An 18216-nucleotide genomic window follows, 5' to 3' on the forward strand; every position below is an offset into this window, starting at 1 on the left:
GATTCAGATTCGGCGGTTTTTGGGAATTCCACGAGTCAAGATTAACGACGATTGGTATAAGCTTCCTAATGTCACCTTGAACGATGGCTTCGACCGGACCTCGGCCATCGGAAGCAGTTATCTGTTTTCACCGGAGAAGTATTTTGACAGGACCTACCGATCCGGCAGCTCGAATGACCGGATCGCGGAACTTCCCGTCATGAACCTGATCAAGGTCCACGGCTCCCTAAGCTGGCAACGCGACGCTGACAAGGAAATCCGTTTTGCCTCCAGCGGCGTCTTGCTGTCGGGTCACGTCCAGAAAAACAATCCCGGCGCCGTCTCTAACGCCTTGGCGAAGCGAGCTGTGATCCTGCCGAACGTCCGCAAGTTCGAGTCGACGCTGATGGAGAGAGTCTACTTTGACCTGCTTCGCCTATTCTCGAACTGCATGGACAGAGACAACGCGCTCCTTGTAGCATTTGGCTTTTCTTTCGCGGACGAGCATATTTTGGACATTACCCGGCGAGCGTTGCGCAACCCAACCGCCCAGCTACTGATATTCGCCTATTCGAATGCGAACGTCGCCGCGTTCTCGGACAAGTTTTCGCAAAACCGGAACGTGACAATCATCGACCCAGGCGCTGGGCCCCCAACTGACTTCACAGTCTTAAATTCAATCCTTCGCGAGGTCATTCCTCAGGGCGGCAAGTCTGCATGAGCGACTTCCGTCTCAAGAAGGAGGCTGTCCTCCGAGTCGGTGAAGTCTCAGGCGTCACGGGGAGACGTATTCTCGTTACCGTCGATAAGGACAAGAACCTGTCGGAACTGTTCTACGACGGCGATCTCTTGAGGAACATCGCGGTCGGCAGCTATGTCGACATCCGAAAGGGTTTCGTGAGTCTCATCGGCAAGGTTGACGGCGAGAACGCGAATCCAGATTCTTCGAGATCGGAAGCCCTGGAGCTAACAGTGCGCGGGCGGCGGGTGCTTTCAGTATCCCTAGTCGGTTTCATCGACCGAAAGGGACGCTTTTACGGCGGGACGAAGGAATTGCCCCTCGTCGGAAACGAGGCCTTCCTTCTCACTCGTGAACGCGTGCTTCAGGTCCACAATCTGATCGCGGAGGACGGAATCGCCCTCCACATTGCTACCTCCGAATACGAAGGATACGACATAGCCCTCCCTGTCGACGGGCTGATGAACAGCCACATCGCCATCTTCGGAAACACGGGGAGCGGAAAGTCTAACACGCTAGCGACGCTCTACCAGCACTTCGTATCGGAACTAAGGGCGATCAACGCCGAGGCATTCAACGATAGCTGCCGGATCGTTCTGTTCGACTTCAACGGCGAATATGCGCATGCGGATTGTATCGCGAACGACAAGACGGTTTACAATCTCTCGACCCGAAATGACCAAGGCGATAAAATTCCGTTGGGCAACGACGGACTATTGGATATCGAAATACTGTCGATCGTCTCGGACGCTACGGAGAAAACCCAAAAGCCTTTCCTGCGTCGCGTTCTGATGCAGCACGAAAGGGTCATGGAGGGAAACGACCCAACCGAACACCTGAGGAATATGATCCGTCAACAAGTTACGCAAATTCTCAGGATGTCGGATAAGGTCAGGGCCGACCTCCTGTTCGACTATCTGCGTCAGCTACTTCCCGAGCACGATCAATACGGAAACATAGTAGAGATTGCGTCGGACCTAGAATGGCATAACAACACGTCGCAGTTCAGATGCGGTCAGCATTGGCTGCGTGACGTTCCTGCGGCAATTACTAACACTGTCGTTTATCAGCACGTTGCCAATTTCGCGTTCGTTGGCGACATCATCGCAGATTTCATCAACTTCTCGTACATCCAGCTAATTTACGATGTGCTAGCAAACCGCGCTCAGAACGAGCATATCGCACCGGTGATAAACAAGTTGCGAAGCAAGCAAAAAGACATCCGGAAAGTGTTCGACCCTGCGATACACGGCGAACTGTTCGAGACCAACGTGGTCGTGGTCAACCTCAACGACGTCAATCTGGAAATGAAGAAGACGATCCCCCTGCTTCTCTGCCGTCGCATCTACCAAGAACACAAGACGATGTTCCAAGGCAAGACGCTCAGCATTGTGATCGACGAAGCTCACAACATCCTGTCGACCGACTCTTCAAGGGAGACAGAGAGCTGGAAGGATTACCGCCTCGAGACTTTCGAAGAGATCATTAAGGAGGGACGCAAATTTGGCGTGTTTGTAACGATCGCCAGTCAGCGGCCCAACGATATCTCACCCACGATTACATCGCAGGCACACAACTATTTCATCCATCGGCTCATCAATCAAAAGGACCTACAGTCGATCGCAAGTGCTGTGTCTTACATTGACAAGCTCACCGAAGAATCAATTCCCACCCTGCCGACCGGAACCTGCATTTTCAGCGGAATGGCTGGCCAGATGCCGTTAAAGCTCAATATCAAGGCGCTCGAACAACGCTTGCAGCCAAAGAGCAACACCTTGCGGTTTGCCGCGTTGCTAAATCGGGAGAATTGAGAGCGGGTCATCGCGGTGGTGTTACGAGCGATACCTCGAGCACCGCATCGACAGCCCTGCCGGTTCCTCGAAAACGACTTTCAGGCCAGAACATCCTGAGGTTCCCGGCCTGTTCGACCTCGCCTTCAAGGACGAGGGCGCCATGGGCCAGTCCATCTCGCATCAGCAATTACGGAAAGCAGCCGATGCCTAAGCCACCAACAGAGAGATACAGCAGGGTCGATAGCGTTTGCGGTAAGGCCAACAAGGTAAGCGATGCCCCGCTCGCACCTGACCGAGATGCTTTTGTAGTGCCGGCGGCTGGAACGGACCCTTACGGCAATTGTGTGCCAACATCTTGCGACGTCGCGTATAGATTACGTCCGACCCTCGCGTCAGTGGGGCGTGTGTACCTGCGTGTTCCTATCGATCACAGGAGGAAGAATAGGACCCGATTTGAAAGCGGCCTCCATAGCATCGAGGTCGGATAACATCTCAGTGCGCCGCCGGGATAAATAGGTCCAGCAACTAAATATCGCGCCCTGTTGGGTTTTATCCCTTGCCATGTTCAGGAAATTCAATGCGAGGTCCGTATCGCCCGTCACCGCGCTGGCCAACGCCAAGCACTGATAAAAGTTTGCATCTTCGTCCAAGGGCATTTTAGCCAGCGCTAGCACACGCTCGAACAAGTCCACGGGCGCAGTGCCGTCCTGACCCCACTCCGCCATCGCATAGTTGAAAACATCTCGAATATCTGCGCCCAATAAAACCTGGGCTCTCTTGGTGCCAATCGTCTCCACCGCCTTTTGGAACTGCCCGCTAGAGATCAACGATAAGACCAGATTCGAGTGGAGCGGCCCGTGCGGTCCGGCGGAATTGTCTGCCTCCCGGTATGCTCTCTCTAGCAGTCGTGAAGCCAGGGGGACGGCTCGTGCGTCGGACTGAAGGGCGTCCGATATTATGCCTACGTCCTCCGGCGCAAGCTGCTCCAGAAACGGCGATCCTTCGATGAGACCGATCCAGTTCGAGTCCAGCGACTTCAAGGCCTCGATCGCTGACCGCAAGTCCGTCGGCACCGTGTCGGGAGAATGGAGGACATTGAGGAGGTCTGCCTTTGCTTCATCGTGACGGGACTGGCTTAGGAGTGTGAAAGCTCGCCTGAGATGTGCTTTCTGCATATTGAATCCGGCCTTGATAGCACCGCTCAGCGCCTCCATCTCGTTTGCGAGGTCGCCGAGGTCGTGATAGAGCGCCGCCATGAGCCAGCATATCTCGCCATCGTGTCGATGCTTGGAGTTGATCCTACCAAGTTCGGCGGTAATCTCGTTGAGCGTGAAAGAACCGACTGTGGACCCCTTGGCTCCTCTCCTAGCCCTGCCACGGAATCCCGATATCATCTTCTGAAGATAAAGGATGACGCCTTCGCGATCCTCGATGTTCGAGCCCATGAGCGCTTCGGTCAGGCGTCGGTACTCGGCCGCCAGCTTTGTCTTGGGTCGATCGATGACGAAAATCTTCTGATCAACCAGCGACATGCTGTTGTAATGTCTTATGGTCGCGGCTGGTTCATCATAGCCAAGCTCTCTGCTCGCCTCGTCGAGCATGGATTTGAGTATGCCGTCTTCGTCGTCTAAGTCGGGAACATTGGAAGGGCAAAAGAACATGCTGGTCCGCTTCGCATCGACGTGACGGTCCGAGCGGATTTCATCCACGATCGTCTTGAGACCGGAAATGTTCTGCTTGTTCGGGAAGAACATGAAGGTGATGGCGTCGGCGAGCTGACGCGTGCAGATACCCCCGACATCCGTGTGACCGGTTCGGCTGTCGATCAGTACATAATCAAAGCCCCTCGCGTCATCAGCGATCTGCTGCTTCAAATCTTCGAAAAGAAGGTACCCGCTCCGCGTTAGATACAAGTCCTGCCAGTCAATTGACGACAGCTTCATGCCGTAATGTTGATCACGCCGTCCCGCAGGCAAGACCCAGATGGGGACCGATTCCGCGTGGATGTCCAATTGTGCCTCCACGATGAAGTCTTTCACATCGGGGGCGACGGAGGTCTCTATGTACTGCGAAACATAATCAACGATTCCCACGCGGCTCTCGCTAGAAGAGAACTGCCGAAAGCTCGGAATTCCGGGAGCTTCGAGATCGAAATCGATAACGAGAACCTTCCGACCACGCTGCGAAAGCTCGGACGCAACGTTGACGAGGCTCATCGTACGGCCGACGCCGCCCTTGTAGGAGTAGAAGGTGATAACGAACATCAGGCGGCTTTTTCAACTACGACAGGAAGTCGGAGCTTGAACTCAATAGACTGCTGGAGCGCGATCTCCGAAATCTTTGTACGGAACCTCGGCTGGAACGCCTGCTTCTTGTTGGCCTCCTGAACAAGAAGCAGGTTGCTGGGCATGCGAAGCAACAAAAGAAGATTGTTCGCCGATTCGCCCTGTATCTGATTCCCGAGCTCCCAACGCTTGATCGAGGCGACACCGAATCCGCTGACGTCCGCGAATTTCTCCTGAGTTAGACGGTAGCTCTCCCGGATCGTTCTGATCTCACGAGGTGTCAAGCGCCCCAGGTGCCTGCAGACGGCCTCGTGGCGAAGTTCCTCTGCCTCGTGGCCCGTGTACATCTCGCCGCATTCGCCGCATTCGTAGACCGGAACAACAGCCGAGAGTAGGACTTGGTCCTCGCCGGAACCATAAACGAATTTCTCCTCATGCTGTCGAACGGTCACGGCGCTTGCTTCGCACATTTCACAACGCTGCATCATTTGATCCTCTTTCGACTACGCATTACGGACATAGCTCTCGTGGAAGCTACGTCCGATGACATTCTCGGCCCCCAATTGAAGCTTTATATAGATATGGGAAACAGGGGGGCATCCCGCAACCTTAATGACGTACCCGGTTTTGCCGGGAGGTTTCTCGAGTACCACCGTCTCGACCCCGCAACCGTCAACAAGCAACTGGGATATGAACTCCCAGGCAGAATCTTCCGTGAAATATTGAGTTGGGTCTCTTGGATCGCGCAGGGAGTTGGGTTTCCAATCAGTCGGTTGGTCGTGCGAAAAGGTCGCACCTCTCGTACGTTTGGAGCAGCACCTCGTTGCAAGCATCCGCCTAATTGCGTCACTGACTTCAACCTCTGCCATTCCATTCCCTTGTGTTGGTATCAAATGATACCGCAGACCCTTTGTCAAGAAAAATGATAGTGAACGGCGAATGGACAGGGTGCGCGAGCGACACAAACGAAATGCTCTATTCCGATATTTTGCGCAACCAATAAACGGTATGCGTGCAGATAATATCGACCATTTTCGGCTCTGCTAGATCGGGCATTCCTCGCGACGTGGTTCATCTGGCTTCTACCGATCCGGAAAGCGACAAATCTCGACGCATTCCGTCGCACTTCCTATAACGGCACCGCTTTTTCCGATGTCGTTGACGCTTCTATTCCGGCCCCCGACAGACGGGTCAATATCACCTCATGACGAAGTTCAATAAGCCGGACGACGTCTTGTTCATCAACGCAGCGCGGCCTGAGCATTTTGATAAGGCCAAGCGGCAGAACCAACTCTCAGACAAGCACATCTCTAAGATCATCGACACTTACCAATCCCGGAAGGAGGAAGACCGATAATCCAGGCGTATCAGTATGGAAGGCATCGCCGAGGAAGGCTACAACATCAATATATCCCGCTACATCAGCACGGCCGGACAGGAGACCGCGATCTATCTGACGGCCATGCACAAGGATGGTCGAGACTGAGAAGCAGGTTCGCGAGGCAACAGCGGAACAATTCCTTTCTAAAGGAGCGGGCCTGCCCCTTTAGCCGAGAATTGATGAATAGCGTGGGAACTGAACACTACAAGGCTACCGACCCACGTGCGGAGATCAACTCGATGCCACCATTTTGCAGGGCCTCAACACACGACCTAAAAAGTGTTAGGTCTCTCGCTATCCTGGAATGCGATTCGATCATGACTATGTCGAACGGTAGCGGTAGTGTAGCGGCGGCTTTCATCATGGCATTGAGCCCTGGTCGATCAAGCCGCGATCCCGAGTACCCGTCGTCTATATATGACAACACTATCTTCCACCGATAATTCAGGGCCAGGGCCCGAAGAATGTCGCACTGCCGCTTTATAATATCGGCATTACTAGCCGCAGACCGACAATAAATAGCGACTCGGGGTACTTGAGGTGAAAAATTAGCCTGCCAAGCTTGAAAGTCTAGGCGGTTGCCGTTCCGAACCAGTTCATTGGGGCACTTTCCGCTAGATACATTAATAGTATCATCTTTCGCCACGACGCGCCTCCATAGACAGTGCGGTCAAGATATACTCAATACAATCACGCGAGCCACATCGGTTCCATGCTCTGAAAAATGTACCGATTAGACACAGGTTGTTGCATTTCCAGCTCTTCTCGTTCTTCTAATGCAATGATGACGCCGATAGATGAAGACGTCAATCCGAATGCGAGAACGCTGGGAATAGTCTGCCATACATGCAAATGCATCATCGGCAAAACTTACACGCTATAGTAACATCCCAGCGATTCGTTGAAAAGCTACGAGAAGGTATGCCAAGGCCACATGAGCCAGCTTTCGCTCAATTTCGCGCCGCTCAACATAGTCGGGAACACGTCTGTTCAAGTCGGGCGGCAACCGTTTGATGCCGAGCATCTCGCCGACTTGAGGTCTGACTTCGTCGATAGCCATGTCTTCCATCGTAGCGGTATCGACGACACCATTATCGATATACCAATTGTCAAAGACGCTCAGCCTTTAGGTAACGTTCATGAGACACTCGATCTCGTGAATGAACGAAGGCTTTGGCCGACGCTTCTCTCCGCTTCGCTGCTGCGCGCTTTCGGCGGCTTACGTGACATCTTGTCAGACCGACCGGTCAGCGTGGTCGGGCCTGTCGGCCGCGGTTACCTTATCCATCCAGAACTCCCAGAATGGATACAGCGCCGGACGCTGCTTCGCTTCGACACCAGAACTACTTATGTCGACAGGAAAAGCACGTTCGGCCTAGTGTGTGAAACAAAGTTGAAAAGCTTCATCAACGCGCCGTGTTCCGTCCTGCTCGAGCATGAAATCCCAATTGTCGGACGCTACGTGACCGTACGGATGCCCGCTTCCGATCCTCGCGTTTTGCCTCGTTTACGCCTGGTGGGGAAGGTCGTCTCGAAAGAGGGCGACATCTTGACGCTTTCCGACAACGCGGAGGGCTTTGAGACAGTGAATGCGAGCGAGGCTTATCTGGAACCTCGCCGGGAAATAATGGAAGATTGTGTAAACCGTCTTCTCGGCCGTAGCGCGCGTGGGGTGTTGGACGAAGCCGAGCGTCAGGCGGCACTTTTCCACTCGGGTCCTGGGCGCCAAGGTCAAATCGCGGAGGCATTGAAATACCTTCGCCAAAAGGCAAATCTAGAGGCCGTACCAGGTGCTAACTTTGTTGTCGGCGATCTCTTATCCAATCGAAGTAAGTCGTTCCCAAAAACCGAGAGCATTCCTCAGCCCAGTCTACTTTTCGATCCCAGCGGAACGCGGAGGGACACATGGAAAGAGCGCGGCCTTAAAGAAAGTGGTCCATTCGACCAAAGGACTTTTAGTCCCAAGCAGTTGCGGATCGCCGTAGTATGCCAAGCTCGGCATGAAGGTAGGGTCGATGAATTCTTGGCGAAATTTCTTGAGGGAATGCCCAGCGTGCTCACGGGTGCGAAGAGGGAGGCACGTTACGGGGACGGTTTCCTGCGACGTTTCCAGCTCGACAAGCCATCTGTAAGATATTTCACGGCATCGGGCTCATCCGCTGACGATTACTTGTCCGCCAGCAGGACAGCGCTCTCAACATCTGCAGACGAAGGTTTCAAGTGGGATTTGGCAATCGTCCAGGTCGAGGAAGACTTCAAAGCATCTGATGGAGGTGACAACCCTTATTACGCTACTAAATCGATCTTCTTGAAGAGGGACGTTCCGGTCCAGAGCATCCGCCTTGAGACCATGGCGCAGCCTGCGGGAGAACTCGTCTTCTCCCTCAATCACCTGAGCCTTGCGACCTACGCGAAGATTGGCGGCACGCCTTGGCTCCTTGCGGCTCAGCAGACCGTTGCCCATGAACTGGTTATCGGCCTCGGCTCTCACACAGAAGCCACAAGCCGGATAGGCACTGGGAAGCGATTCGTTGGGATAACTACTGTGTTTTCAAGCGATGGTAGCTACCTGCTCAGCGATCGAACGGCAGTAGTGCCGTACGAAGACTATGCGGTGGCACTTTACGAGACCCTCAAGCGAGCGATCACGACTGTCCGAACCCAAGATAACTGGCGCAGCTCCGACAAGGTCCGGCTTGTCTTCCACATGTTCAAGCCGCTCAAGGACATCGAAGCGGAGGCGGTAGAACGGGTCGTTCGAGACCTCCACCTTCAGGATGTAACGTTCGCGTTTGTTCATGTTGCACCAGACCATCCGTTTATCATTTTCGACCACGATCAAAAGGGGTACGGTTTTCGCGATCCGCGAAAGGGTGTCCTCGGGCCCAGCCGTGGATTGCATCTCAAATTAGGCGACAGGGAATCCCTCGTTGTCTTTTCCGGGGCATCGGAACTGAAAAGGCCGGAGGACGGGATGCCGCGTCCTTGCCTTTTGAAGCTTCACCGCCTGTCGACCTTCACCGACATGACTTACATCGCGAGGCAGGCTTTTGCGTTCGCTGGCAACTCTTGGCGAACAATGTCACCCGAACCGTTCCCGATCACAATTCGCTATTCCGATCTTATCTCAGAACGGTTGACCGGCCTTGCCGCCGTTCCGGGTTGGGATGCAGAGGCCGTAAAATTCGGCCAGATCGGAAGAACATTGTGGTTTCTGTAGCGCCCGTGTCATTGGCTGCCGTCCATGAAGCGCTTCGCTCAACAGCTCGCGTGTCTGACGACTATCCATGTCATGTGGCGGCTTTTTGCGCCTGGATCACCGGGAACAAGGCCGATCTACAAACACAGGTGAGACGAGCGTTGGATTTCGATGGTCAAGCTAGGCATCCCGAACATATCGCGGCGCTGGGGTTTGGGTCCGCAGGCAATGTACTCGAGAAAGATCAGCCGTCGCTGATGAACGAGGAAATAACGCATCTATCGGGCCGCAATTTCTTCTCTCCTGGACGCCCGTTGCGCATAGAGGCCGATGGGGTCGGCCTTCTAGGAATTGCCTTGGGAGCCGCCGCAAGCCTAACCGGAGGAGCGTGGCTCGCCAGTCTTCTCAAGCAAGCGTCAGCCACCACTGATCCATGGCAGCATGGTTTGATCCGAGCCGCTCGAATTGTTTCGGGCGAGGCGGACATTAGCGTTTCTCCCCCAGAACTATCTACAGCGCTGGCGGAGGTTTTGGGCTGGAACATTAGTAACACCGATGTTCATGCCGCTTGGCAAGCGTCGGCCCGGATGTTTCCACATACGGACGGCGTGGCCCGTGATGCGGTGCGTCTTGCTGTATTCGAATTCGCGCTTGCCAGAATGGCTCACGTGTCTGTGGGCGCGGCAGGTGTTGAGGACCTGAAAACGCTTCTCTTGAATTCGGGGAGAGCCCTCAAGCTTTGGCGGTTCGAATCGACGCCTCGAACCGCCAATTCCGCTATTGCACGATGGGACGTTGAAAATGAATACCACGTTCAATCGCTTCTATGGGCAATCCTCGCCCCAGTTTTCCCTGATCTCGAAGATGAAGAAAACCTTCCCTCCGTTGGACATAAGCATCCGCGCGCTGATCTAGGGATTCCGTCCTTGCGAACTATAATTGAGGTCAAATTCCTACGCTCCGCCGGACAGGCTGCGCTGGCGAAAGTTACCGAAGAGGTCGCCGCAGACGCAAGTTTATACCTCAGCGCCGAAAGCGGCTACGACAATATCATGGTCGTGGTCTGGGATGATCGTGCGCAGACTGAGCAACATCACGAATTGAAGACCGGACTAGAGACAATCCGGGGCATCACGTGCGCCGTGATCCTACCTCGCCCGCTAAAGATGCAGCGATGAGCACGAACTGAAGGCGGCGCTGCTCGTCATTTCAAATTCATATGATCCTCCCAAAATAGGTCCAACATCTAAAGCATTCGCCATCGCCGTCGTGCGGCATCCATTTCGCGTCGGACCTCATCCTCATGCAAGCCATGAATGGCACGACGCGCGACTTGAATAGAATAGTCGGGTTCAGACGCATCGACGCCCAACGGGCGAGCATGCGAACCAGGATGCCGACGAAGGACCTCGCTCACTTCCGCGGCGCTCATCGAACGTGCCGTCAGAAGGGTATCGGCGATCTCACCGAGTGCTTTGTTCCGGAGGTCCAAAATTTCCCTCGCGCGGGTGAACTGTCGAGCGAGGATTTCAGATACCGCGGCACGGACCCAGTTATCGGTTGTACGCAGCCTACCCAGTTCGTGGTCGAGAACGACGTCGATCGCCAATGTGCTTCCCATTCCGAAACTCACTTCAACTTTCGTCGCGAGAGCTGTTGCCACCCCCAGATCAGAGTTCGGATCGCTGGCACCAGATTCGGTAAACTCGCCGAATATCAGGGTTTCAGCCGCGAGGCCGCCGAGATACATTGTAATGAGATTAAGGTAGAACGACTTCGTTTTCATTGGGAAGGCTTGCCTTGTGAACAACGCCCCGCCCAAGGTATTCACGCCCTCGGCCAAGATTTTATCCGCAACGTTGATCCCTTTTAGTTCCATTCCCAACTCGAGACCAACGATGGCGTGTCCCGCTTCATGAAACGCCGCTACCCGCATGAGTTCGACCGGAAGGTCGATCAGCGGCTTCGCCGCTTCTAGGACTTGTTCAAATCCAAACGGTGTTCCAGAGCGGCGGGCTATTCGTCTCCCATCTCTCACCAGTTGCTTCAGCCCTGCACCTGCCATGCCGGCAGTGGAACGCGCAAATTGATCTTCGTAATCTTCCGGGACGGCAAACCCGGCATGGAACTGGAATATCTGCTGGCGCGTCGTCGAGTCCGGCAGCGGTATTTCGAAATGCCGATCAAGCCGTCCTGGTCGTAAAATAGCAGGGTCAATATCCCCCGGATGATTGGTCGCTCCAACGACGACCACACCAGTACGACGCTCAAAACCGTCAAGGAGCTCGAGCAGCCCGTTTATTACTTGCCGTTTGTAGTCCGCATTTTGACTGTCGTTGACCGCTCGGCTACCCATCGCATCGAGTTCATCAATGAACAGTAACGCAGTTCCTTTCGATTGCGCTTCCCGGAAACTTTCACGCATCGCCTTGAGAAGGTCATTGAGATACCCGGCCGCCTGCCACTGTGCGGCCGACACGGCGACAATCGGCAAGGCACACGTCCGCGCCAATGCCTCGGCAATGAGTGTCTTGCCTGTCCCCGGGGCGCCTGAAATCAGAGCGCCAGTGTTCACGTCATCCCATGAGATAAGACCAGCTTTAAAGTCCGCAAGATCGCGGGAAAGCTCAAGACCCCATTCTCTGGCTGGACCGAGACCGCTCAAGTTCTCGAGTGTTGGCCCCGTTGCAACGGGCACAACCTTTTGCACTGGTGGCCGGCGGGCCGTTTCGCGAAGACGGCGCAGGCCTGCCAACACAGGGCGATCCGGCGGAAAGGCGCAGACAAGCCGCGTCCAGGACTCGGATGCTATCATCTGTTCCTCAAGTGTAGTCAGGACGTGGCCGTAACGCTTGAAAGTTGCCGAAATTTGGTTGGGAGTCGGCTGTGGGATTGTAACCACCACATCCGCGAATAGTCTGAGCTCTTCGTCCACGTCGCCCAGGCTTGTACATAACAGAATACCTCGACCATCTTCGGCGGCGCGACGGTAGACATCCAGTTCGGATGGTTTGTCGCTCTTCCGCTGCCTTATGGCTCGAACAAACGGGTCCGAATATCCGCGACGATTGAGGAGTTGGCGCAGGAACAGGCGGCCGGCATGAACGTAGCTGTCGATCGCATCAGGTGTTGTGGTCTCGAGGACAGCAAGCGACGGCGTCTTCGCCGCAACATGATGCCGAAGCGCTGCGACGATCCCGCAATACGCAAGGTATATAGGGACCGTGACGTCTGATTGATCGGCTGTGTTGTCGGGCTTCCAAAGCGATCGCGCGCGCGTTCTTGTAGGTTTGTTATTGGACGAGTTTGTCAAGGTCGATCACCAGGTCCGGAATAAACGTCTCACGCGACACCTCTCCTGGATAGCCGAGGGGATTACAGATCACCCGCGTCTTGCCAAGGAAGTAGTCGCTGGCTGAATGAATGTGACCGTGCACCCAAAGGCGCGGCTCGTATTCGAGGATTCGATACTCGAACCGCGACGCGAATGAGGGTGTCAGGCCGTCCTTCAGAAATTTCCGGGGAACAGACATGAGACTTGGGGCGTGATGGCTAATGATGACAGTAGGAAGGTCGCGTTGAGAACGGTACGCGTTGTCGATATCGATGGCTGCTCGGAGATGAAGGTGAAGGCTCTCCTGCGGCGAAAAGCGCTTAAACGGGGACTTTGATAGTTTGATGCGGCGGTAGTCGTTCAATTCTTCCTTGGCGATGGCCATTGCCAGCCTGGGATCGTCGTGCAGATCGAAATTCGTCCAGAGCGTTGCCCCGATGAAACGGTAGCCGTCGAGGATGATCGAGTCCCCATCCAGAAGAAACAGGTTCTCATAGGCTTCTGCCAGCTTATAGCCGGCTGCGAGTCCTTCTCTGTAGGCACTCCTGTAATATTCGTGATTACCGGGCACGAACACGACCGGCATGTGGGGGGCAACATTTTCGCCCAGCCACATGATACTTGCAATCACACCGCCATCGAGAATGTCGCCGGCACAGAGACAAACTTCGGCCTCTGGAACATTGATGAGTTGAAAGCCCTCGTCCACTTCGAGGTGTAGGTCAGAGAATATCCAGGCTCTCATCGCTGCACCGGAAAGCGCTGTTCCCAGTAGCGGGGATCGACCTGGTTTCCAAGTTCATACCAGCTGGAGAACGAACGTGCGATTCTTTGGTTGGGATCAAGGTAATATAACTCGCTAGAGTAAAGAGGTTCGCCGTCCGAAATCCTTGGATGCGAAGTGGGGATGCCAATAAGGCAAGGAACTGCTCGCCTAGCCACCGTCCAATGGTCAATTCGAGTTATAGGTCCGCTAGCGGAAATTGAGGAAACCTCCAGCTCATCGGCCAGCTGTCTCAATCGGTTAACCAGTTTCAGCCTGGTCATACCAAACCAGGCGATCGATGATGCATCACTCACGGCAAACTCTCCGTTATTTTGACTGTGCCGCGGGCGCAGAGCGCTCCCGCATTTATCGGAACTTCTTTGATCGAATCGGCGCTACCAACGTTCTCACATCGACGGATGCCCGTACTGAAAAGACGTCATAGATGCTTCTATATTGAGTCTATGAAGAATTAAAAGACTTCATAATTAAGAAAATTGACATTGCGTTCCGAAACCGGCCTTAGGTTTCTATGAAAACGCTTCTGCCCGCCGACGCACTAAGAGCAGCCCGTACACTTGCTGGACTTAGCCAGCGAGAAGCCGCTCACGGCGCGTCGATGACCCAGAAAGCCATATGGATAGCAGAGGGCGATAACCCACTCGGCATTTCCACCAATGCAAAGCTCAAAACGTTCTATGAAAATTTGGGCATTGAGTTTCTTGGAACGGTCGATCTGGGGACCGGGCAGACGACAGGCATTGGCGTACGGTGGCGGACCCCGTCACAACTACCGGTTCTGCCTCCGACGCCATCCGATTTTCACACAGAACCGAACGGTGTCGCCTTTGGTCCAGCGAGGGCGTTGCTGAACAAAAAGCAATCCGAAATTGCTGACTTTTCTGGTGTGAACCAACGAAAGATAGGTCTCTTGGAGACAGGTGGGTTGGTCGATCAGGCCTCCTTGCTCCGTCTGAGGTCGTATTACGAACGGGAGGGCATCGCATTCCTCGGATGGGGCGACGTTACGTCAGGCTTGTTTTACGGCGTCGGCGTTAAGTGGAGCGACGCCGCTCTCCTGGGAAATCACATAGCTTCGATGGATCATTACCTACCAAATCGAACAGATCGGGCTGAGCCTTGAAGTTATTCGATCCTTCGATCGCCCGTGCCGCTAGAGCTTACTCAGGGCTCGGGCAAACTGAGCTTGCTCGTGCGGCCAAGGTTGCAGCGAGAACGGTCCATCGGCTTGAGAAAGACGGGCATGTTACGCAGGGTTCACTAGACAAAATTCTGAAAGCGTTAACCGCGCGAGGCGTCAACTTGGTCTTTGATGATTTTGGGCAGGTGTCCGCGATGACATTCAACCTACGGTCAAGTTCTCAGAAGTGACTTGCTGAAAATAAGTCTGCACGTCTGTTCACCTCCGCAACGGGCTTGCGGGATTTGTTCGTCGATCCGCTTGCGTATTTGACCAGCACGCTCTCCGCCATCGTTAACGGCCACAAGCAGAGCCGGGTTGAAGCCCTTTTACCTTGGAATCGCCAGGCAAGGTAGTCGGACCCAAAGCCGCGCTCATAGGACTAACTTGACCCCCGACACCAGCAGGAGAAGGGCAAGTATTGCACGCAGCCAGCGGTCGGGGAGATAGCGGCTGCCGACATAAGCACCTATAGACTTGCCCACAGCCACTGCGACTAGCCAGACTGGCAGGGTCGAAGGGATTTAGTCCCATACAGCATAGCCTCCAACCAGCGCCCCGCCTGAGTATGAGATTGTAAACTGCCGTGGTGGCACCCGCTTCCCGCACCGTTGCCCATCCCATGCTCAGGATAATTGGGGCAAGAAATACACCGCCCCCGGTCCCCGTCGTGCCGGATACGAAGCCTATGACTGTTCCCGTCGCCAGCGCTGCGACAAAAGGTGGCGTGACTGTTGCCTCGGCTGCCGACGATCCACCTCGAAAAGCAGTTCGGGCCATCTGAAGCGCGGAAAGGATCAACACGCCGCCGACAATGGGGTAGTAGGCCTCTTCCGGTAAGTGTACCGCTCCTCCCAGCATGGAGAAGGGAAACCCCAGAATCGCGAACGGCCAAACATTCCGCCATGAGATTCGCCCAGCCTTTAGGAACACTGCGGTGCCAATAGCGGCAACCACGAGATTCAGAGAAAGCGCGGTCGTTTTCATGGCGAGGGGCGCAAAGCCTGCCAAGCCCATAACAGCTATGTAACCAGATGCCCCAGCCTGTCCAACGGCTGCATAGACTATGGCAATGATGATAAAGGCAACAGAGAGCCAAGCCGTTTCGATATCCAATTCGGTTCCAAATTTTCGCCCGAGTCTAGTCGGAACACAACAGGATTGCGTAGGTGCCGCCATTGGCGAGACGCCGCCGCCCATGATCATAGGGGCAGGTTTCGAAAAGGCATCATGAACGAAGGCCAAAGTGCCAGCGGGCAGCGCTCACGGTAAATGCAGTCGCTGCGCAATGAGAATCTAGGCCAGGTTCGCAGATGGACGAAACTTTTCCAACAAGCTCGACGGCAGGTCGATTGCGAAATATTCCGTCTGGGCAGGGATATTCGTGCATTCGTTTCGCATTTTTTTCCGACGGCTCAGTTTATTCAGCCGGCTATTGACCTTCACTTTCGCAGTCAATCTGTCCAGAAATCGATGCACTCAAATTGCATTTTTCGCGAAATTCAAAACCTAAAGTCTTTTGCCGAAGACCCCAATATGCCCTTGAGTTGATCAGGCCGTCGACGCTCTGGTGTCTTCAATTGTTATTTTGGATTAAATAATGATTTCATAGGCTTGTTGACTCTCGCTAAGGTTTTTGTTTCATTATGTCGTAATGAAAGGAGCGGTGATTTCGCAATACCCGAAGAGAAGCGATATCGCCGCTGCCGGCATACTGGGTCAAGAAACCGGGGTGGCGTGTATGACCATTGAGCGTGAGAACGGAAATTCGCGGGAGTCTGAAAATCTCTCACTTCTCTTTTCGCCAAGCGCAGACCGCGTTCGCCGATCACGACACCCATCGCAAAACAGACCTGACAAGGAAGTATCGCGGCTTGATGTTGCATGTGGCCGGTTGCTTGAGGAACCGGCCGAGAGCTTCAATCCACCGAAATTGACCAATATCGAGAAAATCTGCCGAGCGACCGCATCGAAATGGCGGGTTTCCAACTCGGTTGCCCTGCCGCCTCGCGTGACGGATCGCGAAGTTAATGCCCTTGCAGTGATTTTGAAAACAAAACCAACACACAGATTTTAGAGGAGTCATAGCGATGGCAAAATCCCGCGGTGGATCACATTCAACAGCTGTCCTTGGAAAGAAGTCAAAGACTGACAGAGCCTCAACTACGAAACCTCCAGCCGAAAAAACGCGTTTCATCGATCCACGAAACCCTCTGCAGCTTCTTTTTGATGACGTGCTTAGCCGAAAGACTAAGAGAGAAACCACTTTAGAACGTAGGAAGCGACAAGCAGCCCTCCCGGCAACCATCGCACCCTCCATCTCTCCGATCCGTGTTGCACTTTACGTGCGCGTATCCAGCGACAGGAGCGTCCGAAGCGATCTCTCAATGCCAGATCAGGAAATCCAGCTTCGAAAGTATTCCGATCAACAAAAATATATAGTTGTCGCAATCTATTATGAGCCGGGAAAATCTGCCAAATCGACGGCGCGAAAAGAGTTCAAGAGGATGATCGCAGATGCCTCATGTCAAGGCACGCCGCCTTTCGACAAAATACTGATACATAGCACGTCCAGATTTGCCCGATCCACTAGGGACTACATGGTCTTTGAGACACTTTTGCATCAGAAGAATGTGGAAATACTTTCAATAACGCAGAGCTTTTCCAAAGACGCAGGCGGGATGGTTGCGCAGCGCTTGACTAACCTCATGGATGAATTTCACTCGTTACGGTCGTCAGTCGATTCAACGCGAGCCCGACGACACATGATAAACAAAGGATACTGGCCGGGTGGCGTTGCACCGCACGGTTATAAGCGTGTCCCTTGTCCAGAAAATCCCCAACGTTCAAGGCTCGAAATTGACGATGAAGAACGCACCGTTGTTGAGAAGCTTTATACACTAGCAATCTACGGGGACGGCACAAGCCCGCCGATGGGTATAAAGACAATGGTACTTTTGCTGAACAAGCAGGGTTACCGCACTAGGAGCGGATCGATGTGGAGCATTCAGGGTGTCCACAGGATTTTGAGCCATTCGATTTATTACGGTGAATATCACTGGAGCGTGAACCAAGTCGAACACCAGTTTCAGGAAAAGCAGGAGGTGTGCCTGCTGAAAGTACCTCCGCTTGTCTCCCGCGAGCATTTTGACAGGGTTCAAGAAATGTTGGAGCGGCGCGATCCCAAGATGGGAGCTGCCAAGGCTACGAGTAGCCCCCTCCTACTCTCCGGTATTGCCAGATGCGCCTGCGGTGCTTCTATGACCTTAGGCACAGGTACAGGTAAACTTGGCAAGCTCTACCGCTATTATGTTTGCAGCAGCGCCAATAGGGGGACGAGCCCAAGCGCGTCCGACGCACCTGCGACAAAAAAATGCAGCCGACCTAGAGTTGGCGAAGACGCGCTGGATGCGGTCGTATTGGAACACGTTAAAGATCAGGTTCTCTCAAAGGACAGGCTACTTGAGCTGCTGACCAAACTGCAAGATAGGGAAATGCTATTGAGGCAGCGAGACGACGGCCAGGTACCAAATCTCCGC

General features: G+C 54.1%; 12 protein-coding genes and 3 pseudogenes. 9 read left to right on the plus strand and 6 right to left on the minus strand.

The window, feature by feature from the left end:
- Together IFT84_RS08530 and IFT84_RS08535 are read left to right on the plus strand one after the other, a co-directional pair.
- Positions 1-700: SIR2 family protein (locus IFT84_RS08530; protein WP_192118381.1), on the plus strand; the 700-nt coding region annotated here is incomplete at its 5' end.
- Positions 697-2529, plus strand: coding sequence for an ATP-binding protein (locus tag IFT84_RS08535; RefSeq protein ID WP_192118382.1), 1833 nt, complete (start codon positions 697-699; stop codon positions 2527-2529). The genes IFT84_RS08530 and IFT84_RS08535, both read left to right, overlap by 4 nt.
- 374 nt (positions 2530-2903) lie before the next feature.
- Here the strand turns inward: IFT84_RS08535 and IFT84_RS08540 are convergent, their stop codons facing one another.
- Positions 2904-4775, minus strand: a complete 1872-nt coding sequence (locus IFT84_RS08540; protein ID WP_192118384.1) for a KGGVGR-motif variant AAA ATPase — start codon at positions 4773-4775, stop codon at positions 2904-2906.
- Positions 4775-5284 carry a type II TA system antitoxin MqsA family protein gene (locus IFT84_RS08545; protein WP_192118386.1) on the minus strand — a complete coding sequence of 170 codons (510 nt, stop codon included), beginning with the start codon at positions 5282-5284 and terminating at the stop codon, positions 4775-4777. Before IFT84_RS08545 ends, IFT84_RS08540 begins: the two co-directional genes overlap by 1 nt.
- A 716-nt stretch (positions 5285-6000) precedes the next feature.
- Here IFT84_RS08545 and IFT84_RS21315 point away from each other — a divergent pair.
- A complete protein-coding gene (locus IFT84_RS21315) occupies positions 6001-6153 on the plus strand; it encodes an N-6 DNA methylase (RefSeq protein WP_197975509.1) in 153 nt (50 codons plus the stop codon).
- Positions 6154-6379: 226 nt separating this feature from the next.
- Here the strand turns inward: IFT84_RS21315 and IFT84_RS21740 are convergent, their stop codons facing one another.
- Positions 6380-6823: a recombinase family protein gene (locus IFT84_RS21740; protein ID WP_192118388.1), complete on the minus strand. Its 444-nt coding sequence runs from the start codon at positions 6821-6823 to the stop codon at positions 6380-6382.
- Between the two features lie 288 nt (positions 6824-7111).
- Between IFT84_RS21740 and IFT84_RS08560 the strand changes: the two genes are divergently transcribed.
- Both IFT84_RS08560 and IFT84_RS21690 read left to right on the plus strand, forming a co-directional pair.
- On the plus strand, positions 7112-9397 hold the full coding sequence (locus IFT84_RS08560) for an argonaute/piwi family protein (protein WP_192118390.1): 2286 nt from the start codon (positions 7112-7114) through the stop codon (positions 9395-9397).
- Between the two features lie 50 nt (positions 9398-9447).
- Complete coding sequence (locus IFT84_RS21690; protein ID WP_206757401.1) at positions 9448-10554, plus strand: PD-(D/E)XK nuclease domain-containing protein; 1107 nt, start codon at positions 9448-9450, stop codon at positions 10552-10554.
- Positions 10555-10622: 68 nt separating this feature from the next.
- Here IFT84_RS21690 and IFT84_RS08570 read toward each other — a convergent pair whose 3' ends face one another.
- Both IFT84_RS08570 and IFT84_RS08575 read right to left on the minus strand, forming a co-directional pair.
- Positions 10623-12689 carry an AAA family ATPase gene (locus IFT84_RS08570; RefSeq protein WP_192118394.1) on the minus strand — a complete coding sequence of 689 codons (2067 nt, stop codon included), beginning with the start codon at positions 12687-12689 and terminating at the stop codon, positions 10623-10625.
- Complete coding sequence (locus IFT84_RS08575) at positions 12670-13455, minus strand: metallophosphoesterase (protein ID WP_192118396.1); 786 nt, start codon at positions 13453-13455, stop codon at positions 12670-12672. The genes IFT84_RS08570 and IFT84_RS08575 overlap by 20 nt, the downstream gene beginning before the upstream one ends.
- 640 nt (positions 13456-14095) lie before the next feature.
- Here IFT84_RS08575 and IFT84_RS08580 point away from each other — a divergent pair.
- Both IFT84_RS08580 and IFT84_RS08585 read left to right on the plus strand, forming a co-directional pair.
- The gene (locus IFT84_RS08580; RefSeq protein ID WP_192118398.1) at positions 14096-14620 is read left to right on the plus strand and encodes an XRE family transcriptional regulator; all 525 of its coding nucleotides are present in this window, start codon (positions 14096-14098) and stop codon (positions 14618-14620) included.
- Between the two features lie 308 nt (positions 14621-14928).
- Positions 14929-15033: pseudogene (locus tag IFT84_RS08585) on the plus strand (transposase domain-containing protein); the annotation flags it as partial.
- 268 nt (positions 15034-15301) lie between these two features.
- On the opposite strand, the pseudogene IFT84_RS08590 reads toward IFT84_RS08585, so the two are convergent.
- A pseudogene (locus IFT84_RS08590) lies at positions 15302-15883 on the minus strand (TSUP family transporter); the annotation flags it as partial.
- Positions 15884-16418: 535 nt separating this feature from the next.
- Between IFT84_RS08590 and IFT84_RS08595 the strand changes: the two are divergent.
- On the plus strand, positions 16419-16754 hold the full coding sequence (locus IFT84_RS08595) for a hypothetical protein (protein ID WP_192118400.1): 336 nt from the start codon (positions 16419-16421) through the stop codon (positions 16752-16754).
- A gap of 13 nt (positions 16755-16767) precedes the next feature.
- Positions 16768-18099 (plus strand): annotated as a pseudogene (locus tag IFT84_RS21745) (recombinase family protein); the annotation flags it as partial.
- Positions 18100-18216: the final 117 nt, after the last annotated feature.

It is taken from the genome of Rhizobium sp. CFBP 8762 (assembly GCF_014841565.1).
In the GTDB taxonomy this organism is placed as follows: domain Bacteria; phylum Pseudomonadota; class Alphaproteobacteria; order Rhizobiales; family Rhizobiaceae; genus CFBP-8762.